The organism is Asanoa sp. NPDC049475 (genome assembly GCF_040676915.1).
In the GTDB taxonomy this organism is placed as follows: Bacteria; Actinomycetota; Actinomycetes; order Mycobacteriales; family Micromonosporaceae; genus Asanoa.
Map to the genome: position 1 here is coordinate 14,042 of NZ_JBFAPY010000016.1, position 24,689 is coordinate 38,730.

At 72.6% G+C, this 24,689-nt stretch carries 23 protein-coding genes; 12 read left to right on the forward strand and 11 right to left on the reverse strand.

The window, feature by feature from the left end:
* Nucleotides 1–22: 22 nt before the first annotated feature.
* Complete coding sequence (locus AB0J88_RS39145) at nucleotides 23–934, forward strand: ribokinase (protein WP_364358834.1); 912 nt, start codon at nucleotides 23–25, stop codon at nucleotides 932–934.
* Here the strand turns inward: AB0J88_RS39145 and AB0J88_RS39150 are convergent.
* The 4 genes from AB0J88_RS39150 to AB0J88_RS39165 form a co-directional block, all read right to left on the reverse strand.
* A complete protein-coding gene (locus AB0J88_RS39150) occupies nucleotides 906–1,649 on the reverse strand; it encodes a hypothetical protein (protein ID WP_364358831.1) in 744 nt (247 codons plus the stop codon). The two genes, AB0J88_RS39145 and AB0J88_RS39150, sit on opposite strands and share 29 nt — an antisense overlap.
* Before the next feature lie 37 nt (nucleotides 1,650–1,686).
* On the reverse strand, nucleotides 1,687–3,309 hold the full coding sequence (locus tag AB0J88_RS39155) for an acetolactate synthase (RefSeq protein WP_364358828.1): 1,623 nt from the start codon (nucleotides 3,307–3,309) through the stop codon (nucleotides 1,687–1,689).
* 67 nt (nucleotides 3,310–3,376) lie between these two features.
* Nucleotides 3,377–5,164 carry an Hsp70 family protein gene (locus AB0J88_RS39160; protein ID WP_364358825.1) on the reverse strand — a complete coding sequence of 596 codons (1,788 nt, stop codon included), beginning with the start codon at nucleotides 5,162–5,164 and terminating at the stop codon, nucleotides 3,377–3,379.
* Nucleotides 5,165–5,222: 58 nt separating this feature from the next.
* Nucleotides 5,223–5,996: an enoyl-CoA hydratase-related protein gene (locus AB0J88_RS39165; protein ID WP_364358823.1), complete on the reverse strand. Its 774-nt coding sequence runs from the start codon at nucleotides 5,994–5,996 to the stop codon at nucleotides 5,223–5,225.
* A gap of 89 nt (nucleotides 5,997–6,085) precedes the next feature.
* Between AB0J88_RS39165 and AB0J88_RS39170 the strand changes: the two genes are divergently transcribed.
* Both AB0J88_RS39170 and AB0J88_RS39175 read left to right on the forward strand, forming a co-directional pair.
* The gene (locus AB0J88_RS39170; RefSeq protein WP_364358820.1) at nucleotides 6,086–6,547 is read left to right on the forward strand and encodes a DUF6232 family protein; all 462 of its coding nucleotides are present in this window, start codon (nucleotides 6,086–6,088) and stop codon (nucleotides 6,545–6,547) included.
* A gap of 22 nt (nucleotides 6,548–6,569) precedes the next feature.
* The gene (locus AB0J88_RS39175; protein ID WP_364358817.1) at nucleotides 6,570–7,043 is read left to right on the forward strand and encodes a DUF6232 family protein; all 474 of its coding nucleotides are present in this window, start codon (nucleotides 6,570–6,572) and stop codon (nucleotides 7,041–7,043) included.
* Nucleotides 7,044–7,738: 695 nt separating this feature from the next.
* Here the strand turns inward: AB0J88_RS39175 and AB0J88_RS39180 are convergent.
* The 4 genes from AB0J88_RS39180 to AB0J88_RS39195 form a co-directional block, all read right to left on the reverse strand.
* Nucleotides 7,739–10,972 (reverse strand): BTAD domain-containing putative transcriptional regulator, encoded by a 3,234-nt coding sequence (locus AB0J88_RS39180; protein WP_364358814.1) that lies wholly within the window; start codon nucleotides 10,970–10,972, stop codon nucleotides 7,739–7,741.
* Nucleotides 10,973–11,190: 218 nt separating this feature from the next.
* A complete protein-coding gene (locus AB0J88_RS39185; RefSeq protein ID WP_364358811.1) occupies nucleotides 11,191–11,589 on the reverse strand; it encodes a PLD nuclease N-terminal domain-containing protein in 399 nt (132 codons plus the stop codon).
* A 61-nt stretch (nucleotides 11,590–11,650) separates the two neighbouring features.
* Nucleotides 11,651–11,992: a DUF202 domain-containing protein gene (locus AB0J88_RS39190; RefSeq protein ID WP_364358808.1), complete on the reverse strand. Its 342-nt coding sequence runs from the start codon at nucleotides 11,990–11,992 to the stop codon at nucleotides 11,651–11,653.
* Between the two features lie 203 nt (nucleotides 11,993–12,195).
* Entirely contained in the window at nucleotides 12,196–12,567 is a 372-nt protein-coding gene (locus AB0J88_RS39195) for a DUF202 domain-containing protein (RefSeq protein ID WP_364358805.1), read from the reverse strand.
* Between the two features lie 39 nt (nucleotides 12,568–12,606).
* Between AB0J88_RS39195 and AB0J88_RS39200 the strand changes: the two genes are divergently transcribed.
* The 6 genes from AB0J88_RS39200 to mnmA all read left to right on the forward strand — a co-directional run bounded on the left by AB0J88_RS39200 (nucleotide 12,607) and on the right by mnmA (nucleotide 18,074).
* Nucleotides 12,607–13,404 carry a GNAT family N-acetyltransferase gene (locus tag AB0J88_RS39200; protein ID WP_364358802.1) on the forward strand — a complete coding sequence of 266 codons (798 nt, stop codon included), beginning with the start codon at nucleotides 12,607–12,609 and terminating at the stop codon, nucleotides 13,402–13,404.
* The gene (locus AB0J88_RS39205) at nucleotides 13,404–13,802 is read left to right on the forward strand and encodes a hypothetical protein (protein WP_364358903.1); all 399 of its coding nucleotides are present in this window, start codon (nucleotides 13,404–13,406) and stop codon (nucleotides 13,800–13,802) included. Before AB0J88_RS39200 ends, AB0J88_RS39205 begins: the two co-directional genes overlap by 1 nt.
* Before the next feature lie 176 nt (nucleotides 13,803–13,978).
* Nucleotides 13,979–14,755 carry an electron transfer flavoprotein subunit beta/FixA family protein gene (locus tag AB0J88_RS39210; protein ID WP_364358799.1) on the forward strand — a complete coding sequence of 259 codons (777 nt, stop codon included), beginning with the start codon at nucleotides 13,979–13,981 and terminating at the stop codon, nucleotides 14,753–14,755.
* Nucleotides 14,756–14,772: 17 nt separating this feature from the next.
* Nucleotides 14,773–15,732 carry an electron transfer flavoprotein subunit alpha/FixB family protein gene (locus AB0J88_RS39215; RefSeq protein ID WP_364358796.1) on the forward strand — a complete coding sequence of 320 codons (960 nt, stop codon included), beginning with the start codon at nucleotides 14,773–14,775 and terminating at the stop codon, nucleotides 15,730–15,732.
* A 79-nt stretch (nucleotides 15,733–15,811) separates the two neighbouring features.
* Complete coding sequence (locus AB0J88_RS39220; protein ID WP_364358793.1) at nucleotides 15,812–16,978, forward strand: cysteine desulfurase family protein; 1,167 nt, start codon at nucleotides 15,812–15,814, stop codon at nucleotides 16,976–16,978.
* Between the two features lie 25 nt (nucleotides 16,979–17,003).
* Entirely contained in the window at nucleotides 17,004–18,074 is a 1,071-nt protein-coding gene (mnmA, locus tag AB0J88_RS39225) for a tRNA 2-thiouridine(34) synthase MnmA (RefSeq protein WP_364358790.1), read from the forward strand.
* A gap of 32 nt (nucleotides 18,075–18,106) precedes the next feature.
* Here the strand turns inward: mnmA and AB0J88_RS39230 are convergent, their stop codons facing one another.
* The gene (locus AB0J88_RS39230; RefSeq protein WP_364358787.1) at nucleotides 18,107–19,462 is read right to left on the reverse strand and encodes a ferredoxin reductase family protein; all 1,356 of its coding nucleotides are present in this window, start codon (nucleotides 19,460–19,462) and stop codon (nucleotides 18,107–18,109) included.
* Nucleotides 19,463–19,543: 81 nt separating this feature from the next.
* Here AB0J88_RS39230 and AB0J88_RS39235 point away from each other — a divergent pair, with 81 nt between their 5' ends.
* Nucleotides 19,544–20,287, forward strand: a complete 744-nt coding sequence (locus AB0J88_RS39235) for an FkbM family methyltransferase (RefSeq protein WP_364358784.1) — start codon at nucleotides 19,544–19,546, stop codon at nucleotides 20,285–20,287.
* Nucleotides 20,288–20,393: 106 nt separating this feature from the next.
* Here AB0J88_RS39235 and AB0J88_RS39240 read toward each other — a convergent pair whose 3' ends face one another.
* Nucleotides 20,394–20,801, reverse strand: a complete 408-nt coding sequence (locus tag AB0J88_RS39240; protein WP_364358781.1) for a heavy metal-responsive transcriptional regulator — start codon at nucleotides 20,799–20,801, stop codon at nucleotides 20,394–20,396.
* Between the two features lie 99 nt (nucleotides 20,802–20,900).
* Between AB0J88_RS39240 and AB0J88_RS39245 the strand changes: the two genes are divergently transcribed.
* Both AB0J88_RS39245 and AB0J88_RS39250 read left to right on the forward strand, forming a co-directional pair.
* Nucleotides 20,901–21,719 (forward strand): hypothetical protein, encoded by an 819-nt coding sequence (locus AB0J88_RS39245; protein ID WP_364358900.1) that lies wholly within the window; start codon nucleotides 20,901–20,903, stop codon nucleotides 21,717–21,719.
* 302 nt (nucleotides 21,720–22,021) lie between these two features.
* On the forward strand, nucleotides 22,022–22,423 hold the full coding sequence (locus AB0J88_RS39250; protein ID WP_364358778.1) for a hypothetical protein: 402 nt from the start codon (nucleotides 22,022–22,024) through the stop codon (nucleotides 22,421–22,423).
* 95 nt (nucleotides 22,424–22,518) lie between these two features.
* Here AB0J88_RS39250 and AB0J88_RS39255 read toward each other — a convergent pair whose 3' ends face one another.
* The gene (locus AB0J88_RS39255) at nucleotides 22,519–24,588 is read right to left on the reverse strand and encodes an EAL domain-containing protein (RefSeq protein WP_364358775.1); all 2,070 of its coding nucleotides are present in this window, start codon (nucleotides 24,586–24,588) and stop codon (nucleotides 22,519–22,521) included.
* Nucleotides 24,589–24,689: the final 101 nt, after the last annotated feature.

The window sequence follows — 24,689 nt, forward strand, 5'->3', positions numbered from 1 at the left end:
ATGCCCCCTACACTCGCCGACTATGGATCAGGCCCGGGTAGTGGTCGTGGGAAGCACCAACATGGATCTGGTCGCCAAGGCGAAGGTGCTGCCGCGTCCGGGCGAAACCGTGCTGGGCGGCGAGTTCGTGACGGTGCCCGGGGGCAAGGGCGCCAACCAGGCGATCGCGGCGGTACGCGCGGGCGCGGCGACGACGCTGCTGGGAGCGATCGGCTCGGACGCGTTCGGCGTGACCCTCAAGGCCCGGATCGACGCGGCCGGTGTGGACACCGGACTGTTGCGGGTCGTCTACGGCGCGTCCGGGGTCGCCCTCATCACCGTCGACGGTGCCGGTGAGAACACCATCGTGGTCTCGCCCGGCGCGAACGGCAGCTTCACCGACCTCGACGAGCGCGAGCGGGCGGCGATCACCGGGGCCGACGTGCTGGTCGCGCAGCTGGAGATTCCGGTGGAGACGGTCACCGCGGCAGCACTCACCGCCCGCGCCGGCGGCACGCGGGTCGTGCTCAACGCGGCGCCGGCCCGGTCGCTGCCGGCCGAGCTGCTCGACGCGGTGGACCTGCTCGTGGTCAACGAGACCGAGGCGGTCGCGATCAGCGGGGAGAGCCGGCCCGAGCCGCTGCTCCAGTCGGTGCCGCGGGTGGTGCTGACCTTGGGCGCGCAGGGTGCCTGGTACGTCGACCGGGAGGGTGCCTCGGTCCAGGTCCCCGGCGTACGGGTGGACACGGTCGACTCGACGGCGGCCGGCGACGCGTTCACCGGGGCGCTGGCGGTGGCCTGGGCCGAAGGGCGCGAGCTGGTCGAGGCGGTGGGCTGGGCCTGTGCGGCCGGCGCCGCCTGCGCCCGCAAGCTGGGTGCCTCGACCGCGCTGCCGACCCGGGCCGAGATCGACGAGCTCTGGACGGTCAGTCGAGGTCCTGGCCGCGCTTCGTGAGCATGCGCAGGCCGGGGATGCCCTTGACGGCGAGCCGCAGCTCGCGGGTGACGGCCAGCAACTCGTGGATGTCAGGACCGACCCGGTCGAGCGTGGCCAGGATCGGCAGGATGTCCTCGTCCATGTGCTTCGTGAACCTGGGCAGCTCGTCGATCAGCTTGATCGCCGCGTCGACCTCTTCGTCGGACAGTTGCTCGACGAACCGGTGCGCCATCGGCGCGCCTCGGCGCAGCGTGGGTGCGTAGACACCGAGCAGCTCGTCGGCCGTACCCGCGGTGATCTCGGCCTTGTCGACCAGGCCGTTGGCCTTGACCGCGACCGTCTCCGCCTCGCCGATCACGGACTGGGCGTCGGCGACCGCGGTGCCGGCGGCCGTGGTCAGCCGCTGGGTCTCCTCGACGAGGATCGCCGCGGCGGTGACCACCCGGGCCACCTGCTCGACCTGGGCGGTCGCGGCGGCGCTGACCGCGCGGGTGCGGTCGAGCACCGCCTCCGCATCGGTGACCGCCGCGTCGACGCCGTCGATCAGCACGCCGGCCCGGTCGGCCAGGGCGTCGAGCCGGTCGAGGAACGCCTCGGCGCGGTCGGCGATCCCGCCCACCCGCTTGACCAGCGCCTCGATGTCGTCGATGACGCGCAGGGCGCGGGCGGGCACGCTGACGGCCGAACGGGTCAGGCCGATGAGGTCACCCGGAGTCGGGATGGGCAAAGCCATGCCGACCATTCTTACCTGCCGGGGCCACCCCGGCAGGTCAGGCCAGGTTCGACGAGCGGGGGTACGCGTCGGCCGGGTCGGTGAGCACGTTGACCAGGTAAGGCACGCCGGCCGAGAAGGCCCGCTCCAGCGCCTCGCCGAGGTCGGCCGCCTTGCTGACCGTCTCGCCGGCGCCGCCCATCGCCCGGACCACGTCGTCGTAGCGCAGGCCGGGCTGGAGGTCGGCGGCCACGTCGTAGCCGTACATCGCCTGCATGGGGTGCTTTTCGAGGCCCCAGATGCCGTTGTTGCCGACCACGATCACGACCGGCAGCTGCTGGCGGACCAGCGACTCGACGTCCATCAGGGAGAAGCCGGCGGCGCCGTCGCCCATCAGCACGCAGATCTGCCGGTCGGGGTAGGTGACGCGGGCGCCCATCGCGTAGCCCATGCCGGTGCCGAGGCAGCCGTAGGGTCCCGGGTCGAGCCAGCTGCCCGGCACCGAGGGCTCCAGATAGCGGCCGGCGTACGAGACGAAGTCACCGCCGTCGCCGATGGTCACCGCGTCGGGGGCGAGCACGCGGCGCAGTTCGCCGTACACCCGGGCGGGCTTGATCGGGTCGGTGTCGGCGGCCATCTCCTGCGCGTCGCGGGCCTTGCCGGCGTCCTCGGCGGTGCGCAGGCTGGCGATCCAGTCCTCGTGGTCGGCGCGGACGCCGGTGTAGTCGGCCAGCGCCGACAGGATCAGCCGCAGGTCACCGGCGGGGGAGACGACCGGCTGCACGTGCGTGGCACGCTGGCCCGGCGCGTCGACGATGTGCACGACCTGGGCGGCGCCGAAGTCGCCGAAGCTGAGCCGGAAGTCGAGCGGGGTGCCGATCACCACGACCACGTCGGCGCCCCGCAGCGCGGCGCGGCGGGCCTTGGCGAAGGCGAGCGGGTGGGTCGGCGGCAGGGCACCACGGCCCATGCCGTTGGCGATCACGGGTACGCGCAGCGTCTCGGCCGCCTCGCGCAGCGCCGCGATCGCGTCGGAGGCGTACACGTCGGAGCCCGCGATGATCACCGGGTGTTGCGCCTCGGCGATGAGCTGGGCGGCGCGGGCCACGTCTTCGGGGTCCGGCTCGATCACGGGGACGTCGGGTGCCGTGGGCGCGTCGGCCTCGTCGTGCGAGAAGACGATCTCCAGCGGGAGGTCGAGGAAGACCGGGCCGCGGTGCGGGGTCAGCGCGGCGGTCAGGGCGGCGCGGACCGCACCGGGAATCTCGCCGGTCGCGAACACCGTCGACGCGTGCTTGGTGACGGGAGCGACCAGCGGCACGTGGTCGAGCTCCTGGAGGCTGCCGGATCCCCAGCGCATCGCCGGTGCCCGGCCGCCGATCACCATCACCGGCGACGCGTTGAAGTAGGCGCTGGTCAGTCCCGAGATGCCGTTGGTGACACCGGGTCCGGCCGTCAGCACCGCGAGGCCCGGACGGCGACGTAGCTTGGCCACGGCCTCGGCGGCGAACACCGCGGACTGCTCGTGGCGCACGTCGTAGAGCGGGAAGCCGGTCTTGTGCGCCGCGTCGTAGAGCGGGAAGACGTGGCCGCCCGACAGCGTGAACATCTCCTCGACGCCCGCCGCGCGCAACGCCGCGAGGGCGAGTTCGCCGCCGTGACCCTCGATCCGCTCGCTCATCGCCACTCCCGTCGTCGGTTCGCTGCGAGCACCTTACTAGCCGGTAGGCAGCAAACGTGAAGACGACTCACCTAAGCTCGTTGAGCCAGCGCCGGACGGCTTCGATGATGTCCGCGTAGGAGTCTCCCGTGGCGTAGTGGAACGCCACCACGGCCGCGGCCACCGGGGTCGCCACCAGCAGGGCGAACATCAGCAGCCCGCGCAGGAACCGGCTGAACCCGCCGCGGCGCCGTTGCTTCGGGCGGGCCGGCGCCGGCCGGGGCTCGTCCCAGACCGGCTTGCGGTCGTCACGGCGCGCGGGTTGTGGCTCCGGATAGACGCGGGGCTCGTCATGGCCGGACAGCGCGCGCAGGTCTGCGACCAGCGCCGGCTCGGCGAGGGTGTCGCGGCCGAAGCGGCTCGGGCGGTTCGCGCTCTTCGGTGCCTTCACCGGCACCGCGGCGCGACCCGGCGGGAAGGCCGGTGCGGGCGGCAACGTGGCAGCGGCGGGCTCGGGTCGGGAAGAGCTGCCGTTGCGGGCCGGCGAGACGGGCGCGCTGGCGACCACCGAGGACGCCGGAGGCGTCGAGACAGGCTTCGCGGCGGCTTTCGTGGTGGGGGTGGTGCTCGGCTCGGTGGCATTGGCCGGCTTGTCCGGTGCGGCGGGGTCGCGGTGCGAGATCGGGGCGACCACTTCGAGCGCGCCGTTCGCCGGCTCGACGATCCTCGGGAACTCGCCGGTCACCGGCACCGAAGCGGGCGCGCTGGCCAGCACCGCGGTGGCCGCCAGCACGGCGCCTTCGGCGACCACGAGCTCGGGCTGCTCGATCACCACCGGCGGCTCGCCCAGCTCGCGGTGGAGCATCGTGGCCAGCAACGGGATCCGGCTCGAGCCACCGACCAGGAAGACACCGGCGCGGTTGCCCTCCGGCAGCGCCGCGGCCTTGATCACGGCCTTGGTCACCTGCACGGTCTGGGCCAGGATCGGCGTCGCGACCTTCTCGAGCTCGGTGCGGGTCAGGTGGGCCTCGACGTCACAGATCGGGATCACCAGGTCGGCCGAGGGTGAGCGGGACAGCCGCTCCTTGGCGACGCGCACGTCGTCCCAGAGCTGCCGCTTCGCACGCCGGTCCTCGACGGTCATGGGGGAGCGCAGCCGCTCCCAGGCCTCGGGGTGCGCCGGCGCGTAGGTCTCGGCCAGGTGGTCGACGAGCGCCGCGTCGACGTCCAGGCCGCCCAGGTCGCCGCGACCGTCGACCGCGAGCACCTCGAAGCCCGTCGCGCGGCGGACCACCACGCTCGCGTCGAACGTGCCGGCGCCGAAGTCGTGCACCACCACCGCCGAGCCGATCGGCACGTCGCGGCCGAGCACCTCGGCGAAGTAGGTGGCCGCGGCCACCGGCTCGGCGACCAGCCGGCCCTCGCCCAGGCCGGCCTCGGCGGCCGCGGTGGAGAGCAGCGCCCGCCGGGTGGCACCCCAGGTGGCCGGGCAGGTCAGGGTCAGGGTGGGTGGGGTGTCGGCGGTGACCTCGCCGGTGGTGAGGTCGCCGACGGTGCGGCGCCACTCCTCGGCGAGCCGGGCGAGCACGGCGGTGACCAGCTCTTCCACCGGGATGTCGCGCTCGCCGAGGAGCACGCTGCCGTCGTCGACGCGGCGCTTCGGGTTGGGCTCGAACCGGGCGGGGTCGAGCCGCGCGCTGTGCACCGCGTCGCGGCCGGCCACCAACGGCACGTCGCCCGGTGGGGCATAGACCGCGGACGGCAGCAGGGGAGACCCGTCGACGAGCAGCGGGCGTGCGCGACCGTCGGGCCAGCGCACCACGGCCACGGTGTGCGAGGTCCCGAAATCGACCCCAAGCGCGGCCCCCGGCGACATGCGGTGAGCCTACCGGGAATGTGCCCGTTCCCGACCGTGACGGATCGGTAACGGACGGTCAGCGACCGGTGAAGTCGGGCTTGCGCTTCTCGACGAACGCGGCCATGCCCTCGCTGCGGTCGTCCGTGGCGAACAGGGCCGCGAAGAGCTGGCTCTCCCAGGCGAGACCCGAGTTCAGGTCCATGTCCAGCCCGCCGTCGATGGCCGCCTTGGCCGCGCGAATCGCCTGGGCCGGGCCGTTGGCGTACGGGCGGACCAGCGAGATCGCCTCCGCGTAGACGTCGGCGGCGGGCACCACGCGGTCGGCGAGCCCGATCCGCAGCGCCTCCTCCGCGTCGACCATGCGGCCCGACAGCACGATGTCCTTGGCCCGCGCCGGGCCGACCAGGCGGGCGAGCCGCTGGGTGCCACCCGCGCCGGGGATGATGCCGAGCTTGATCTCGGGCTGGCCGAGCTTCGCGTCGTCGGCCACCACTCGCCAGTCGCAGGCCAGGGCGAGCTCGCAGCCGCCGCCGAGGGCGTACCCGGTGATGGCCGCGACCACCGGCTTCGGGATCCGGGCGACCGCGCCGAGCGCCGCGGACAGGTTCGCCGCCCGCGCCGCCATGTCCACGTACGACATCGTCTGCATTTCCTTGATGTCGGCGCCCGCGGCGAAGACCTTCTCGCCGCCGTAGACGACGACCGCGCGGACACTGTCGTCCGCCGTGGCCTCGACGGCCGCGGCCCGGATCTCCTCTTGCACCTGGGTGTTGAGCGCGTTCATCGGCGGCCGCTCGAGCCGGATCGTGCCGATTCCGTCGTGCTTCTCCAACCGGACAAGCTCGCCCACGTCACACCTCCATGTGCTTATCGCGTTCGAGACACATTACGGGGTCGCCGACTGGGTAACTTGGATGCGGGTCCTATCAGGTGGCGGTGATGATCACTTACTACAACGACCGCGCGGTGCAGGTCACGTCCCAGGCGATCCGGGTCGCCGACCGCAGCTACCCGCTGGCCACGCTGTCGCGGGTCTGGCACCGGCGCGGTGAGCGCTCCTGGGGCACCGTCGCGGGTCGGGGCGCGATCGGCGTGGCACTGATCGTGCCGCTGGTGGCCGCGGGGCTGGGCATCGCGCTGGCGCTGCGGCTGCACACCACGATGGCGACGACGGTGCTGATCGTCGGCTGTTCGGTGCTGGTCGGCCTGGCCGCCGCGCCACTGGCCGACTTCCTGCTCGGCCGCCTCGACCTGTCCTATTCGAAGGGTGCCCGCGCACTGGAGATCTGGGCCGAGGTCGGCGGGCGACCCACGCTGCTGGTCCGCACGGCCGACGCGCTGACGTTCGGCCAGATCTACCGAGCGCTGCAACGGGCGCTCGAGGCTGCCCCGAGGTATTGACGGCGGCAGCTTTCCTGAAGTGGTGACCGTCTATTACCGCGACCAGCACGTCCAGGTGACGTCCGAAGCGGTGCGGGTCGACGGGGTCAGCTATCCGGTGACGGCGCTGGAACTCGTCTGGCACCACCGCGGCAGTGGCACGACCCGCACCCGGTCCCGACGCCTGGGCCGGGGCGTGCTCATCCTGATCATCTCGATCCTGCCGCTGGCAGCGATCGTCTGTGCCGTCTCGCTGGTCTATTCGGCGAGCGACCGAGCGGCCTGGGGATTGGCCGCCGGCGTGCTCGGGGTGGGCGTGATCGGCGCCCTGGCCCTGGCGCCGCTGGCCGAGGTGCCGCTGGGCTGGCTGGACCGCTCCTACGACCGAGGCAACGCGGTCAACGAGCTATGGGTCCGCTACGCGGGCGAGGACCGCCTACTCCTACGCACCTCGGACGCACTGCGTTTCGGCCAGATCTACCGCGCCGTGCAACGAGCGGTGGAGCGACACGGCTAGACGCGGCCAGGGCGGGTTGAGCCGGCCGGTTGTGGCGGGGTGTGTCGTGACTCGGGTGATTGCTGGCAGCGTGGGTCGTGATCGGGTGTGGCTGGTCTGGTCTCGGACGGGTGTGGGTCGTGATCGGGTGTGGCTGGTCTGGTCGTCGGACGGTGTGTCGACCAGATCTGGTGCACACGATCAAGGTTTCGGGTCTGGGTCTTCCAGATGGCTCTCACACGATCACGGCGCACCGCTTACGGCCCACGGCCCACTGCCGACAGGCCGCGGCAGGCCTTCAACAAGGGGCCGTCAGGACTCACTCGTCTAGGCCGTGCCGTGCCGATTCACGCAGCCCGCGCCGGACCACGTGGCGTCGTGCGGCGGGTTCTACGTCGGTGTTGGTAGGGCCAACGTTCGCGAGCTGAGAGGGCGCTTCGGGATAGGCGGCGCTGACGTCGAGTCGGCCCGAGGTGACCGGCTGGAGCGGCGCTGCGGAGCTGGGCGCTGCCGTTAGGTCGGAAGCGATGGCGCTCAAGGTTGTCCGCGCAGCGGTGGATCGGCCTACGGCGGCCGGTTGGAGGCGGCGCTGCGGGATGTTCAGCGTTGGCGCCGCGTCGGGATGTGTCCCGTTGATTGGGGCGCATCGGCTGTTCGGCTCTGACGCCGTTTCGGCTGCGAAGGCCCACGAACGGCGGAGCGGGGACTGTGCGGCCTTAGTTCGCGAGGCGGTCCTGGACTGTCACCAGCTTGGGGGAGGAGAGGTCGGCGTAGAGGTTGCGTGCCTTGAGCCACATCTCCGTGCCCGCGTCGACGTCTCCCCACGCGACCAGCACGTCGCCCAGGAGCAGGAGGGCGTCCGCGATGCCTGGGCGGTGGCCGGTCTCCCGGAGGATGAGCAACGCGCTGCGGACGTCGCGGATCGCCGCCGGTGGGCGGCCCAGGTCGTGCGCGCAGCCGGCCAACACCCACAGCGCCCGGCCTTCGAGGATGCGGTAGCCGGCCGCTCGGGCCTGGTCGAGCGCCGCCTCGGCGAGCTCCTCGGCGGCCTCCGGCCGGCCCTGCTGGCGGCGCAAATCGGCCAGGGTGAGCCGTGCGCTGATCTCGGTGTGGGGGTACGCCGCCTGGCGGGAGAGCCGGATCGCCTCGCCGAGGGCCTCCGTGGCCAGGCCGATCTCGCCGTTGCCGTAGTGGGCTACGCCGAGCGCCTTGTGTCCGTCGGCGAGCAGCCGGGGTCGTTCGGTCTCGACACCGATCTCGACCGCGCGCCGGGCCGTGCGCAGCGCGTCAGCTCCCTCGCCGCAGGCCGCGTGCACCTGGGCGATCGCGCAGAGGATCTCGCCCTCGGTGCGGCGGTTGGCGTTGCGGACGGCCATGCGCAGCGCGCCGTTGAGCGTGCGGCGGGCCTGCCGGTAGCGGCCCTGGTCGGCGCGGATCAGCCCGAGGCCGAGGAACGCGATCGCCGACGACTGTGGCCAGCCGGCCGCCCGGTGCAGCCGCAGCCCGCGCTGCAGCACCTTGGCCGACTCCTCGAGCCGGCCCAGTGCCCAGTAGAGGCCGGACAGGTTGCCCAGGACCGTAGCTTCGGCGGTGCTGTTCTCGTTGCGTTGCGCCACCTCGATGCTGGCCTCGAACAGCGCCACCGCGTCGTGCAACCGCCCGTTGCGCCAGTAGAGCAGGGCGAGGTTGCCCATCACGCCGCCCTCGCCCGTCTGCCAGCCGCTGGACCGCGCCAGCTCCAGAGCGCGCCGGTAGTGCGGCTCCGCGGCCGGCAGGTCGTTGCGTTGCGCGTGCAGGTCGCCCAGGCTGATCTCGGCCGCCGCGGTGCCCATCGGGTCGTCGTCGGCGGTGGCCGCCGCCAGCGCCGCCTCGGCGATCGCCCGCCACTCCGTCGGGCTGCCGGCCGACCACAGGAACGGGCGCAGCGCGTCGGCCAACCGCACCGCGGCCTGGCGCGGGCCGTGCTGTGCGGCGGACGTCACCGCGGGCACCAGGTTGGGCAGCTCGGCCGTGATCCACGCGACGGCGTCGGCGGCCTCGGGATAGGAGGCCACCGGGGCTGTCGCCGTCGCCGCCGCGGGCAGCCGGGAGAACTCGGGGTAGACCAGCCGGCTGGCGGTGTCGACGTGGTCGAGGTAGTAGGCGAAGAGCCGGTCGCGGGCCTCGTCGTGGTCGGGCTCGTCGGCGGCGAGCCGGCCGCGCGCATATTCGGCGACCAGGTCGTGCAGGCCGTAGCGGCCGGTGTCGCGCTCGTTGACCAGGTTGGCCGCCACCAGCGAGTCCAGCGCCGGCCCGACGTCGGGCAGGTCGGCCACCGCGGCCGCCGGCCCGGCACCGAACTCAGGCCCAGGCACCAGCGCGAGCAGGCGGAACAGCCGGCGCGTGGGCTCGGGCAGGGCCGCGTAGCTCAGGTCGAAGGCGGCCGAGACGGTGGCCGCCGCGTCGTGCTCGATGCCGAGGCCGGCGAGCCGGTCGCCCTCGCGCAAGCGCTGGTTGTATGCGGCGATCGGCGTCGGCCGCTCGGTGTCGACCTGGGCGGCGGCGATCCGCAGCGCGAGCGGGAGGTGGCCGGTCAGCTCCGTCAGCTCGGCCGCGGCGGCCGGCTCGCGTGACACCAGGTCGGCGCCGAGCAGCCGACCGAGCAGCGCGGTCGAGGTGGTGGGCGGCAGCACGTCGAGCGGCAGGGCGACCGCGCCGTCGACCGCGACCAGGCCGGCGAGCCGGTTGCGGCTGGTCACCAGCGTCACGCTGCCGTCGCCGGCGGGCAGCAGGGGCCGGACCTGGTCGGCGTGCTCGGCGTTGTCGAGCAGCACCAGCAGCCGCTTGTCGGCGGTCAGCGTGCGGTAGAGCTGCGCGGCCTCGTCGAGGTCGGCCGGCGTGCTCGCCGACGGCACGCCGAAGGCGGCCAGGAACCGGCCGATCACCTCGGAGGGTCGCAGGGACCGGCTCTGCGCCCAACCGCGCAGGTCGATCGCGAGCTGGCCGTCGGGGAACCGGCGGCGCGCCCGGTGCCCCCAGTGGACGGCCAGGGTGGTCTTGCCGACACCGGCCATGCCGGAGACGACCACCACGACCGGGCCCGTGCCCTCGCCGGCGACCAGCGCGTCGAGCCGGTGCAGCGGCTCGTCGCGGCCCAGGAACGTGCGGGCCGGCGCCGGCAGCTGCGCGGGTGCGGTGCGTTCGTGCGTGGCGGCCCGCAGGATCCGCCGGTGCAGGTCGCGCAGGTTGGCACCCGGGTCGACGCCGAGCTCGTCGGCGAGCAGCCGGCGCGTGCGCTCGTAGGCGGCCAACGCCTCGCCGCGCCGGTCGGCCCGGGCCAGCGCGCTCATCAGCTGGGCCTGGAGGCGCTCGCGCAGCGGGTGCTGCTCGGCGAGCGCGCGCACCTCGGCGCCGATCTCGCGGTGGAGCCCCAGCTCCAGCTCCAGCTCGAAGCAGTCCTCGTAGGCGGCCAGCCGCAGCTCGTGCAGCCGGGCGGCCTCGGCGCGCACCCGGTCGCCGTAGTCGTCGCCTTCGTAAGCCGTGGCACCGCGCCACAGCCCGAGCGCCCGGCGCAGCTCCTGGCGCGCCGCTTCGCCCTGCCCTTCGGCGCGCAGCCGCGCGGCCTTCGCGACGAGCGTGTCGAACAGGTCGGCGTCGAGCTGGCCCGGCGGCACCGTGAGCAGGTAGCCCGCCGGCGACCGGGTCAACGACTCCTCGCCGACGGCGCGGCGCAGGTGGTGCACGAGCACCCGGATGGCACCGCGCCGGGTCTCCTCGCCGGCGCCCTTGTCCCATAGCGCCTCGGCCAGCACCGCCACCGACACCGGACGGTTGGCCTCGACCAACAGGTTGGCGAGCACGACGCGGTGTTGGCGCGCGGCCAGCACGATCACCTCTGGATCGGTGCGCTGCGTGCGCGCATCAGGCTCAGTGCGCAGCACGCGCAGTGGGCCCAGAACCTCGAATCGCACGGCATCTCCCGTTGTTACCATGGCAAAGACGGTTACTCACGTTAGCGCACGAACGCTAGCCCCTGCCGGTTCAGCCAACGCAGATCCAACACTGGCCCTGCACAGTAGGCACCGGCCGCACCCGCCCAGCGCGCAACCGGCCGCCTAGGAGGGTGACGCGGCCAACGGGGGGCCGCGTCTTCCCCTGGTCTCTGCGTGCCCGATGCCCGCCTGGCCTGCTATTTCGCCGCAGGCGGATCTTCCTTTTCCTTGCGTAGGTCTTCCTCGCGCCGACGTAGGTCGGCCTCCCAACGCTCGAAGAGCTCAGTGTCTTCTTTGCGCCGTTGGTTGAGTGACTTGAGGAACTCGGGATCGTCGTCGGGTGCCTGCCGGCGCGGCCGCTCGTTTTCGGGGAAGCCACTGCCCGGACGCCACTGACCGGCCGCCGAGCGCTGCACGGGCCGCCCCGCGAGGAACCAGGCGATGCCGCCGACCAACGGGAAGAACAGGATGATGAGCACCCAGGCGATGCGCGGCAGCGCCCTGATCTCGCCCTCGTCGGCGGACAGGCAGCTGATCAGCGCGGCCACCGCCAGCACGAGCTGGGCCACGAAGAGGAGTCCGTAGAGGCGCACCATGCGGACATGATGGACCGTCCGTGCCCGTTGCGGCCACCCCGTGGCGTTGCCAAAACGGTTGTCACAGGGTGAAGAGCATCAACAAGCCCAGGACGGCGTACGCCGGAGCGATCAACGCGGCGACCGTCAGCATCCGCGGAGTCACCGGTGAGACCGGCCGTGACCGGCCCGAAAGCTGCCGCAGCCGGCCCACCACCCACAGTCCCGAAGCCGCCCAACCGGCGATGGACACGGCGGCGAACACGACGCCCACGGTCCCGTGCCGGACACCGAACCGGGCGGCGAGCACCGCGGTCACCGAGAGCGTCAGCACCGTCCGGCTCCACGCCAGCCTGGTGCGGATCCAGGCGACGCCGGTGTCGACGATCCGGAAGTCCTCGCCCTCCGGCGCCGGCTCAGCCACCCGCGGCCGCCTTGAGACGGCCGTCCGCCACGCCCGGCCGCCTGGAGACTGCCGTCAGCCTCGCCCGGCCAGGGGGACGCGTGTCAGCCACGAGCGGCTTCTCGGGACGCCGGTCAGCCACGAGCGGCTCCTGGGGGCGCCGGTCAGCCACGAGCGGCTCCTGGGCACGCCGGTCAGCCACGAGCGGCTCCGGGGGATGCCCGTCAGCCACGAGCGGCCTGCACCAGGACGGCCGCCACGAGCAGCAGCGCACCGACGGCGACCAGGATGGACAGCAGCGCGGGGAAGCGCGACGGTGGCAGGTCACGGCGTTGCCGCATCGCCCGCTCCGCGCGCGCCCAATGGTCGACCGCGCGCAGTGCGACGAAGCCGCCGAGCACCAGCAGCGCGACCGCGATCACCTCGCGCAGGTGGGCGATGCCGAGCACCGGCAGGAACTGCGCCGCGGCCAGCCCGCCCGCGACCAGCGCCAGCGCGGTGCGGATCCAGGCCAGGAACGTGCGCTCGTTCGCCAGCGAGAACCGGTAGTCCGGCGTCTCGCCCACGTCCTGCGGGTCCAACCACCGCTTGATCACGTACCGATTATCTGTCGACAGGTCGCCTAACCTGAGCCGGTGACCGAACTCGACATCACCGCACTACGTGACGCTTACGACAGCCAGCTCCGCGCGTACGACCCCGAACTGCCCGGAGTGACGGTCGAGTTCGACGGTCCACTCAAGCGGGCGTCCGGGATGATGGGCGGCGGCTACATCGTCTACCAGGACCTCGGCGGCCTGGAAGGGGCCGACCTGGACGCGTTGATCGCCCGCCAGCGCGACCACTTCCGCGACCGGGGCGAGCAGGTCGAGTGGAAGCTGCACGGCCACGACGAGCCGGCGGACCTCGCCGAGCGGCTCACGGCGCACGGTTTCGTGGCCGAGGAGCGCGAGACCGTCGTGATCGGCCCGGTGGCTCCGCTGGCGGCCGCGTTGCCGGTGATGCCGGCCGGTGTGCGACTGCGCGACGTCAACCAACGCGCCGACTTCGACCGCATCGTGCGCATGGAGGAGGCGGTCTGGGACGACGACCGGAGCTGGATCGCCGACATGCTCGAGGAGGAGAACACCGCGCACCCGGCCGAGCTCGTGGTGACCGTGGCCGAAGACGTCGAGAGCGGCGAGGTGGTCAGCGCCGGCTGGGTCCGCTTCGTGCCGGGCACGGCGTTCGCCACGCTGTGGGGCGGCTCGACGCTGCCGGCGTACCGGCGGCGCGGCATCTACCGCGCGCTCGTCGCCCACCGCGCGCGCCTCGCGGAGGCCAACGGGTTCACCCTGCTCCAGGTCGACGCGTCCGAGGACAGCCGACCGATCCTCGAGCGGCTCGGCTTTGTGGCGGTCACCACCACGACGCCGTACGTCTACCATCCGTGATCGTGACTGAGCTGACTGACCAGGAACGGGCGACCCTCAAGCGCGCTGCGTTCGGCGTGGTCTACCTGGTCTCCAACGCGGACCCGGGATTTCTGGCGATGCTGCGGGAGAGCGTCGCGGCGTCGGGCGCGTTCACCGGCGCCCGCGGGTTGGCGCGTGACGTGCTCACCACCGGCAGCCTGCCGAGGTTCCCGCGCAGAGACCCGGACGGGGTCGAGGCGGAGGTGCTCCCCGCGCTGACGGAGTCGCTGGCCATCCTCCGCGCGAAGGTGCCCGACGAGGTCGACAACTACCGCGACGCGGTGCTGTCGGCGGCGCAGCGGGCCGCGGAAGCGGCACACGGCGTACGACCCTCCGAGGCGGCTGTCCTGGCGAAGGTGCGTGCCGCGCTCGCCTGACGGGCGTGAGCCGTGTCACGCTGAAGCTCGGCCGAGCGGAAGCTACTGGCGGGTAAGTTAGCTCTGGGTGGCGGGTGGGAAACTCCACACCGCCGCCAGATTGACCCGGCCTTCCGCCGCCCGGCAGGCTGCGGCCTAAGTGCGCGTTAACCAACCAGGAGGGTCGTCGAAACGCGATGAACATCGTCGTCCTCGTCAAGCAGGTGCCTGACTCCGGCTCGGAGCGCAACCTCGCTGGCGACAACACGGTCGAACGTCAGTCGGCCAACAACGTCATCAACGAGATGGACGAGTACGCCATCGAAGAGGCGTTGAAGATCCAGGAAGCGCACGGCGGCGAGGTCACGATCCTCACGATGGGCCCCGAGCGCGCGACGGAGTCGATCCGCAAGGCGCTGTCGATGGGTCCGGACAAGGCCGTGCACGTCCTCGACGACGCCCTGCACGGCTCGTGCGCCGTGGCCACGTCCAAGGTGCTGGCCGCCGCGCTCGGCACGCTCAACCCGGACCTGGTCATCGCGGGTGCGGAGTCGACCGACGGCCGGGTGCAGGTGATGCCGCACATGATCGCGGAGCGGCTCGGCGTCGCGGCGCTGACCGGCGCCCGCAAGCTGACCGTCGAGGGCGGCACGCTGACCATCGAGCGCCAGACCGAAGAGGGCTACGAGGTGGTCACGGCCGCCACGCCCGCCGTGGTGTCGGTGTGGGACACGATCAACGAGCCGCGCTACCCGTCGTTCAAGGGCATCATGGCCGCCAAGAAGAAGCCGGTGCAGACCCTGGCCCTGGCCGACCTCGGTGTCGACGCGGGTGAGGTCGGGTTCGCCGGCGCCACCTCCGAGGTCGTCGAGCACGCCAAGCGGCCGGCCCGTTCCGGTGGCCAGAAGGTCGCCGACGACGGCAACGGCGGCGTCGCGCTGGTCGAGTTCCTGTCGTCCGAGAAGTTCGTCTGAGCAGGGGGAGGCACAACATGGCTGAGGTACTGGTCCTGGTCGAGGCCACCCGTGACTTCACGGTCAAGAAGGTCACCCTCGAGCTGCTCACGCTGGCCCGCACGCTGGGGAGCCCGTCCGCCGTGGTCTTCGGCGCGAGCGGTGCCGCCGCCGGGGTGGCCGACAAGCTCGGCGAGTACGGCGCGGAGAAGATCTACGCCGCCGAGGGCGCGGAGATCGACGGTCACCTGGTGACTCCGAAGGCGTCCGCGCTGGCCGACCTGGTCAAGCGGGTGCAGCCGGCCGCCGTGCTGCTCCCGTCCACCCAGGAGGGCAAGGAGATCGCCGGCCGGCTGGCCGTCAAGCTCGACAACGGCCTGCTCACCGACGTGGTCGAGCTGACCGCCGACGGCGTGGCCACCCAGCCGGCGTTCGCCGGCCAGGTCGTCGTCAAGTCGAAGGTGACCCGCGGCATCCCGATCGCCACGGTCCGCCCGAACTCGCTGACCCCCGCCCCGGCCCCGGCATCGCCGCAGGTCGAGGCGCTGGAGGTCGCGTTGAGCCCGGCCGACACGCTGGCCAAGGTGGTCGACCGGGTGATCGAGCAGAAGGGCTCCCGCCCGGAGCTCACCGAAGCGTCCGTGGTCGTCTCCGGCGGTCGCGGCGTCGGCAGCGGCGACAACTTCAAGCTGGTCGAGGAGCTGGCCGACCTGCTCGGCGGCGCCGTCGGCGCGTCCCGCGCGGCCGTCGACTCGGGCTTCTACCCGCACCAGTTCCAGGTCGGGCAGACCGGCAAGACCGTGTCGCCGCAGCTCTACATCGCACTGGGCATCTCCGGCGCGATCCAGCACCGGGCCGGCATGCAGACCTCGAAGACGATCGTGGCGGTCAACAAGGACGCCGAGGCGCCGATCTTCGAGCTGGCCGACTACGGCGTGGTCGGCGACCTCTTCAAGGTCGTCCCGCAGGCCGCGGAGGAGATCCGCAAGCGTAAGTGAAAGTCGTAGCGAAGGGTCCCTCGTGTCAGCGAGGGACCCTTCCTTACGTAAGGACCGCGCGGGGCTACGCTGAACCGTGATGGCTTACCTGGACCACGCCGCCACTACCCCGATGCTCGACGAGGCGATCGAGGCCTACGCCGCTACGGCACGGGAGGTCGGCAACCCTTCGTCGCTGCACGCGGCCGGGCGCTGTGCGCGCCGGCACGTCGAGGAGTCCCGCGAGCGGATCGCGGCCGTCCTCGGCGCGCGGCCCTCCGAGGTGATCTTCACGGGAGGCGGCACCGAAGCCGACAACCTGGCGGTCAAGGGCATCTTCTGGGCGCGCCGGGCCGAGCGGCCGGGGCGGGTCCGGGTGATCGCCAGCTCGGTCGAGCACCATGCCGTCCTCGACTCGGTCGAGTGGCTGGTCCGGCACGAGGGCGCCGCCGCCACCTGGCTGCCGGTCGACCAGATCGGGCGGCTCGACCCGGCGACCCTGGCCGAGGCGCTCGACGACGACGTCGCCGTGGTCACCGCCATGTGGGCCAACAACGAGGTCGGTACGGTCCAGCCCGTCGCCGAGCTCGCCGCGCTGGCCGCCGCGGCCGGGGTGCCGTTCCACACCGACGCGGTGCAGGCGGTCGGCCAGGTGCCGGTCGACTTCGCCGCCAGCGGCGCCGCCGCGCTCACCGTGACCGGCCACAAGCTGGGCGGCCCGGTCGGCGTCGGCGCCCTGCTGCTCGGCCGCGACGTCACCGCCACGCCCTTGCTGCACGGCGGTGGCCAGGAGCGCGACGTGCGTTCCGGCACCCTCGACGCACCCGGCATCGTCGCGTTCGCGGTCGCGGTGGAGAGCAGCGTCAAGACCCAGCGGGAGTACGCCGCCCGGATCGCCGCCCTCCGTGACGCGCTGGTCGACGGCGTACGCGCGGTCGTCCCGGACGTGATCTACAACGGCGACCCGGTCGACCGGCTGCCCAGCAACGCCCACTTCTCGTTCCCCGGCTGCGAGGGCGACGCGCTGCTGCTGCTGCTCGACGCCCAGGGCGTCGCCTGCTCGACCGGCTCGGCCTGCTCGGCCGGGGTCGCGCAGCCCTCCCACGTGCTGCTGGCGATGGGCAACGACGACGACCGGGCACGGTCCTCGCTGCGCTTCACGCTCGGCCACACCTCGACCCAGGCCGACGTCGACGCGCTGGTCGCCGCGCTGCCGGCGGCGGTCGAGCGCGCCCGCCGGGCCGGGATGATCAAGTCGTCCCGGTGACGGACCACCGCGTACCCTTGCCGCTGTGAGGGTTCTAGCAGCGATGTCCGGCGGGGTCGACTCCGCCGTCGCGGCCGCCCGTGCCGCGGAGACCGGGCATGACGTCACCGGCGTGCACCTGGCGCTGTCCCGCAACCCGCAGACCTACCGGTCCGGGGCGCGGGGTTGCTGCACGCTCGAAGACTCCCGTGACGCCCGGCGGGCGGCCGACGTGATCGGCATCCCGTTCTACGTGTGGGACATGGCCGACCGGTTCCACGAGGACGTGGTCGACGACTTCGTCGCCGAATATGCCGCCGGTCGCACGCCGAACCCCTGCCTGCGCTGCAACGAGAAGATCAAGTTCGCGGCGGTGCTCGACCGGGCGATCGCGCTCGGCTTCGACGCCGTGGTCACCGGGCACCACGCCCGGCTCGGCGCCGACGGCCTGCTGCGGCGCAGCGTCGACCTGCCCAAGGACCAGTCGTACGTGCTGGCCGTGCTCAACCGTGCGCAGCTCGACCGGTCGATGTTCCCGCTCGGCGACACGACCAAGGCCCAGGTCCGCGAGGAGGCGGCGGTGCGTGGCCTGTCCGTGGCCGACAAGCCCGACTCCCACGACATCTGCTTCATCGCCGACGGCGACACCCGCGGCTTCCTGGCCCAGCGCCTGGGTGAGGAGCCCGGCGACATCGTCGACTCCCTGACCGGCGCGGTGGTCGGCTCGCACGCGGGCGCCTACGCCTACACGGTCGGCCAGCGGCGCGGTCTCAACATCGGCGTGCCGGCGCCGGACGGCAAGCCCCGCTACGTGCTGTCGATCACGCCGGTCACCAACACCGTCACGGTCGGCCCGGCCGAGTCGCTCGAGGTCGGCACGGTGGCCGGCGAGCGTCCGGTGTGGACCGGCGGCGCCCTGCCGGACGGCCCGGTCGAGTGCGAGGTGCAGCTGCGCGCGCACGGCACCCCGGTGCCGGCCGTGGTCACCCTGGTCGACGGCGTGCTGACCGCCGAGCTGCGCAGCCCGGCCCGCGGCGTCGCCCCGGGCCAGGCCGTGGTGGCCTACCGCCCGGACCCGGCCGGCGACATCGTCCTCGGCTCGGCCACGATCCGCTAGCTACTGCGGCGGGCCCAGATACGAAACAGGGGCTAGTCGCCCGCGAGGGCGAATCTCTCGGCGTGCACCTGGCGCTTGGGCACGCCGATCTGCTTGAGCGACTTCAGGACCGCGTCGGTCATCGCGGGCGGTCCACACACGTACACGTCGCGCTCGCGGATGTCCGGCACCAAGGCCGACAGGTTCTCGGGCGCGAACGGCCGGTTGGGCGGCTCGCCGGCGCCGGTGCGGCCGGTCAGCAGGTGCACGGTGACGCCCTGCGTGGTCACGTAGTGGCCGAGCTCGGAGAGCAGCACCGCGTCCTCCTCGGTCGGCACCCGGTAGAGCACCGTGACCGGCCCGGTCAGCTCGCCGAGCAGCGACCGGATCGGGGTGATCCCGACACCGCCCGCGATCAGCAGCGTGGAGTCGCGGGTGCGGTGCAGCGTGGTGAACGCGCCGTACGGACCTTCGACGAAGACCCGCGCGCCGACCGGCAGATGCCGCAGCCCGGCGCTGGTCCTGCCGACCGCCCGCGCCGTCAGCCGGAGCACCTCGCCGTCCGGTGTCGACGAGATCGAGAACGGGTTGGCCTGCCACCAGCGACCCTTGGTCAGGAACCGCCAGATGAAGAACTGACCGGCGCGTGCCTCGAGCCCGGCCAGGTCGCGCCCGGTCACGTAGACCGAGGTCACGTTGTCGGCCTCCGGCACCACGGCGGCCACCCGCAGCCGGTGCCGGGCGTTGCGCAGCAGCGGCGTGACCACCCGGCCGTGCAGCAGGGCGACGATCACGACACCCCAGAGCCCCCACCAGTACGCCGTGCTCAACGGGTTGGCCCGGAAGCTGCTGCCCTCGTAGAGCTGGTGCAGCACGGCCAACGTGACGGCCGCGTAGAGCAGCAGGTGGATGGCGTGCCAGAGCTCGTAGGAGAGGCGGCGTCGGGCGAACCGCACCGAGAGCGCGACGACGACCACGATCAGCGCGACGGCCAGCATGCCGAGCAGTGTCGGAAAAATACCGAGAAAGACGTCGATCTGGGCGAAGACGGAAATGTTGGCGAGCTGGGCGTACCCCGTCAGGATGAAGCTCGCGTGCAGCACCACCGCCCAGAACAGGGCGAACCCGGTCCAGCGGTGCCAGGCGGTCAGCTTGTCGGCGCCGATCCAGGTGTCCAGCCAGGGCATCCGGGCCACCAGCACGAGCTGCAGCATCATCAGCAGCGCGGCGTGCAGGGCGATGAACTTGGCGATGCCGATCAGCGAGTTCTTCGCCGGGTCGCCGGTGAAGAACAGGACCTCGACGATCAGCACATTGGCGACCAGCGCGCCCCACACGGCGTACCTGGCCGTCCGCGCCTGGCTGGTGGTGGCGCCGCGCGCCTGTGCCGTCGGCGCGGTCGCGGTCATGAGCGGTCTCCTGTCGCCGTCGGAACAGTCCCCGCTATGACTACGGGGTTCCGGCGAGAGTAGTTCAGCTAGGGTGCCTCCATGCTGACCCGCGCGTGGGGAATCGCCCGATCGTTGATTATCTATCACGGCCAGCCTGGTCGGCACCGCCGGCTCGTCCGCTTCTACGGGCAGTTTCTCGGCCCGGGCGACGTCGCCTTCGACATCGGCGCGCACGTCGGCAGCCGGGTGCGGGCCTGGCGGTCGCTGGGTGCGCGGGTGATCGCCGTCGAACCCCAGCCCGACCTGCTGCGCGTGCTGCGTGCCTTCTTCGGCCGCGACGACCAGGTGGTGATCGCGCCGGTCGCCGTCGGCGCCGCACCCGGCACGGCGCAGCTGGCGCTGTCCACCGCGACGCCGACGGTCTCGACCCTCTCGACGAGCTGGCGTGACACCGTCTCCGCGGACCGCAGCTTCGCCAAGGTCCGCTGGGACCGCTCGGTCGAGGTGCCGGTCACGACCCTGGACGACATGATCAAGGAGTACGGCGAGCCGGCCTTCTGCAAGATCGATGTGGAGGGTTTCGAGGCCGAGGTGCTGGCCGGACTGTCCAACCCGGTCCGGGCGCTGAGCTTCGAGTACCTGCCGATGGCGCACGACGCGGGCCTGGCCGTGCTGGGCCAGGTCGAGGCGCTGGGCGACTACGAATACAACTACTCGCCGGTCGAGACCATGCGCTGGGCGCGGGAGTCGTGGATGAGCGCCGCGGAGCTCGTCGCCCTGTTCGGCGAGATCCGCCCAACAGGGCGCTCCGGCGACGTGTACGCCCGCCTGCGCGCCTCGTGAACCAAGGCGTTTTCGTGACGCCGCCCGCCGGCGCGCTCGGCGGGCAGCTCTTCGGCGGCTAGCAGCCGCAGTCGCAGCCACATCCGCAGCATCCGCGCATCCTTCGTCACCTCCCTTCGTCGTCGGTCCCGGGCGGGCACCAGGTCCCCGGCTCGGGCGGCGGGCAGTCCCGCGACGGCAGCGCGTCGATCATCCGGACCATCTCGGTGCGCAGCGCCGCCAGGCGGGCCAGCTCCGTGTCGAGCTCGGCCAGGCGCCGCTTGAGCAGCTCCTCGGCCGGCTCGCACGGACACACCCCCGTGTCCCGCACGGCCAGCAGCTCGCCGATGTCGCGCAGCCGCAACCCGAGCCGCTGCCCACCCTGGATGAACCGCACCCGGTCCGCCGCGCTCTCGTCGTACGCCCGGTAACCGGACGCCGTCCGCGGCGGCGGCCGCAGCAGCCCAACCCGCTCGTAGTACCGGACGGTGTCCGCGGAAACGCCTGCCACCTGCGCCAACTCGGCAACCCGCATGAACCCACGCTAAACCTTGGAGCGCACTCCAAAGTCAAGCGCTGGTCCGAGGTACGAGCCACCTGTACGGTCGGCGCCATGGACTCGCTGCCGCGCACCATGTGGACGCTGTTCGAGCCGATCCACGCGGTCACGTACTTCACGCCGCAGGCCAGGGAGGCCTTCGAGGCGGCCAACCTGCGCGGCTTCTGGCGGGGCTACTTCGCCGGCCGGGCGGCCCCGCTCGGCCCGGTCGACGCGGCACCGGTGATCGCGCTGTTCTGGGGCTTCGCGCCCGGCATGGTGACGCGGGCACTGCCCGACGTCTGGTCGCGGGCCACGCCGGCCGCGTCGCTCGCGGCGCGCGTGGCGGGCGCCCGCGCCGCGCTGGCGACCCTGCTCGACGGCGCCGGCCCGATCGAGGAGGCCGCGGCCCTGCTCCGCGAGGCAGCGTCGGCGGTGCCGACGGTGGGCCGCGCGCTGGGCGCCGCGAACGCCGCACTGCCCTGGCCGGAGGACCCGCTGGGCACACTGTGGCAGGCGGCGACGATCCTGCGCGAACACCGCGGCGACGGCCACGTGGCGGCCTTGCTGGTGGCGGGCCTGGACGGCCCGGAGACGGGCGTGTGGCGAGCGTCGATCGACCAGCGCCGGGACTACCTCCAACCAGCCCGCGGCTGGTCGGACGACGACTGGATCGCGGCGGCCAAACGCCTGAGCGACCGCGGCTGGCTGGACGACTCCGGCGCGGCGACCCGGGTCGCCCTGGACGCCCATGCCGAGATCGAGGCGACCACCGACCGCTTGGCCGCCGCGCCCTGGCACCACCTCGGCGAGGCCGGCACCGCCCGCCTCCGCGAGGTCCTGCGCCCGCTGGCGATCCGCGCCCGCGCGGCCCTGCCCGCCGAGACCCCGATCGGCCTCCCGGCCCTGGGGTGACAGCAATGGCCGCCGCCGCGGGCCGCGGGCCGCGGCTCTGGTCGGCACCGCCCGCGGCCTTGCCGGCTGGCCGCGGGCTGCGGCTCTACCCGCGGTCAGTGGCCGAGGCCTTGCGGCGCCATGTCGAGCGGGACAAGACCGCCTGGCCCCTGTGAGCGGCGAGACAGCCGCAGTGGGCATGAATTCGCTGGTCGTCGAGGTTTCACCGATCGGGCACCGCGGAAGGTCGCGGGACCCGACGAGCCGTCCCGGGTGTGTTGCCCGCCTCGACCCGCCTCATCGCAACAACAGAGGTGTCTGTCATGAAGCTCTCGTCTCGTTTCGCATTGGATTTGGTCTACCTCACCGCGGGCGCGTTCCTCGTCGTCGCCGCCATGGCGTTCACGGCCGGGACCGCCGGGTGGCTCGCCTTCTCGGTGGGCGCCGGGTTGACGTTGCTGGCCGGACTCAGCGCAATCCGGGCCACCCAGCTCGCCACCAGGATCGGTCACGGGACCATGGCCGTGGCCGCGCTCTGGACCTTGGTCGCCGCGTTGGTTTTCACCGGGGCCACGCAGACCTGGCTGGTCTTCGCCAGCGCTGCCGGTCTGGCCCTGCTGGCCATCGCCGACCTGGTGAGCCACGAGGTCACGACCGAGCGGGTGGTCCACGAGCTGGTCGTGCAGCACGACCAGACGGTGGCTGAGCCCCTGCGGGCCGCCTGAGTCAGACGCGGGAAATGCGAAAGGTGGCGGGCTTCGTGCCCGCCACCTTCGCATGCGAGCCGCGAGCACGTCAGGAAGCGGCCTTCATTCGTCGCTCAGGTGTTTGGGTTCAGCGGGCGGTAACGGCCCAGCCACTCGACCAGCTCGTCGGCCGGCATCGGGCGCGCGTAGAACCAGCCCTGGGCCACGTGGCAGCCGACCGAGCGGAGCAGGCGCCAGGTGCGCTCGTCCTCGACGCCCTCGGCCACCACCCGCAGGCCCAGCGCGCCGGCCAGGTCGATGACCGTGCGGACGATCGCGTGGTCGTCTGCGTCGGTGGCCATGCCCAGCACGAACGAGCGGTCGACCTTGACCTCGGTCAGCGGCAGCCGGCGCAGGTGCTGCATCGACGAGTAGCCGGTGCCGAAGTCGTCCAGGGCGATCGCCACGCCGAGCTTGGCCAGCTCGGAGATCGTCGCCAGCACCCGCCGCGGGTCGGCCATCAGCGCGCCCTCGGTGATCTCCAGTTGGAGCTGGTCGGGCGCGACCGCGAAGCGGGTCAGGCGTTCCCTGATCTGCTCGACGATCTCCAGGGTGTGCAGGTCACGGATGCTGACGTTGACCGCGGCCCGCAGCTTGACCCCGGCCGCCTGCCACTTCGCCAACTGCTCGACCACGTCGTCGACGACCCGGCGGGTCAGCAGCCGCATGACCGCGCTCTGCTCGGCGACCTTGATCAGCTCTTCGGGATCGACCATGCCGCGCTTCGGGTGCTTCCAGCGCAGCAGCGCCTCGACGCCGACCACCTCGCCGGTCTGGATCTCGATCTGCGGCTGGTAGTACATCGTGATCTCGCCGGCGGCCGCCGTGGCCAGGTCGGGGTCGAGTGCCCGCCGCAGGTCGCCGAGCAGGCTGAGGCGCTCGGGCGTGTTGTGGTCGGACTCCGGCGCGTAGACCGCGACCGTGTCGCGCCGGTGCTTCGCGTCGTACATGGCCACGTCGGCGTGCCGCATCAGGGTCGCGAAGTCGTCGCCGTGCTCCGGGAACAGCGCGATGCCGATCGAGCCGGCGACGTCGAGCGGCAGGCCGTCGAGGGCGACCGGCTCGGAGAGGGCGGCCACGATGCGGTCGGCCAGGGCGCGCGCCCCGGAGGCGCCGGTAAGCCGGGGCGTAAGGATGGCGAACTCGTCGCCGCCCAGCCGGGCGACCACGTCGTGCCGGTCGACGGCCTGCACCAGGCGGGCGCTCACCTCGACCAGCAACTGGTCGCCGACCGCGTGGCCCAGCGCGTCGTTGACGTGCTTGAACCGGTCGATGTCGAGCAGGAGCAGGGCGAAGTGCCGGTCGGGCGCGCCCGCCGCGGCCCGGGCGCAGTGGAGCGTGGCCTGCTCGTGCACCTCGGCCAGCAGGGCCTTGCGGTTGGCCAGCCCGGTGAGCGGGTCGAGCCGGGCCAGCTGCTCCTGTTCGGACGACAGCCGGGACATCCGGTAGACCGCGAACAGCGGCACCAGCATCAGTGGGATCAGCGCGACGTGGCGCGAGGCCGGGCCGCCGACCAGGATCGGTGCGAGCAGGAGCAGGGCGCCGATCGAGACCGACTCGAAGGCGACGCCCTGGCGGAAGGTGGTCCACCAGTTGCCGCCGGAGTGCAGCCGGACCGCGATGGTCACCGTGCCGTACTTGACGACGAACCAGGCCGCCGCCGCCAGCGCCGCGGCGGCGACGTCGATCCACGTCGGACCGACGCCGTCGGTGAACGCCGTCTCGCCGAGGACGAGGGTGACCGCCTCCGCCGCGCCGAGGGCCAGCGTGTACTGCGCGATGTTGAAGACCGCGCGCCACGGCGCGTGGTGCAACCGCCACGAGGAGACCACCACCGCGGCGGCCTGCACCAGCACGGCGGGGCCGAGACCCCAGGCCAGCAGGATCGCGAACGTGAAGCAGATGGACGGGAAGACCGCGGAGCTCTGTCGGCGGCCGGGCGGCGCGAACGGCCGGTAGTCACAAAGGACAGCCAGCGCGGCCATCACCCAGAAGGCGCCCGGCAGGTCGGGGACCGTCTCCGACAGCCGGCTGATCGGCACGGCGGCGACGAGCGCGGCGGCCGCGACGACCAGGCCGACGAACGTGTAGAACGACGGCGCTCGTTCGGCGGGAACGTAGTTACGACGCGCGGCAGCGTCCATCCCACCTCCCCGCTCGCCCCACACAACGCCCCCCGGCGCCGGCCACAGTGCACTAAAGATCCCACCCTATGGTTGTCATGCGCCAACCGAGCGAAAGGGAC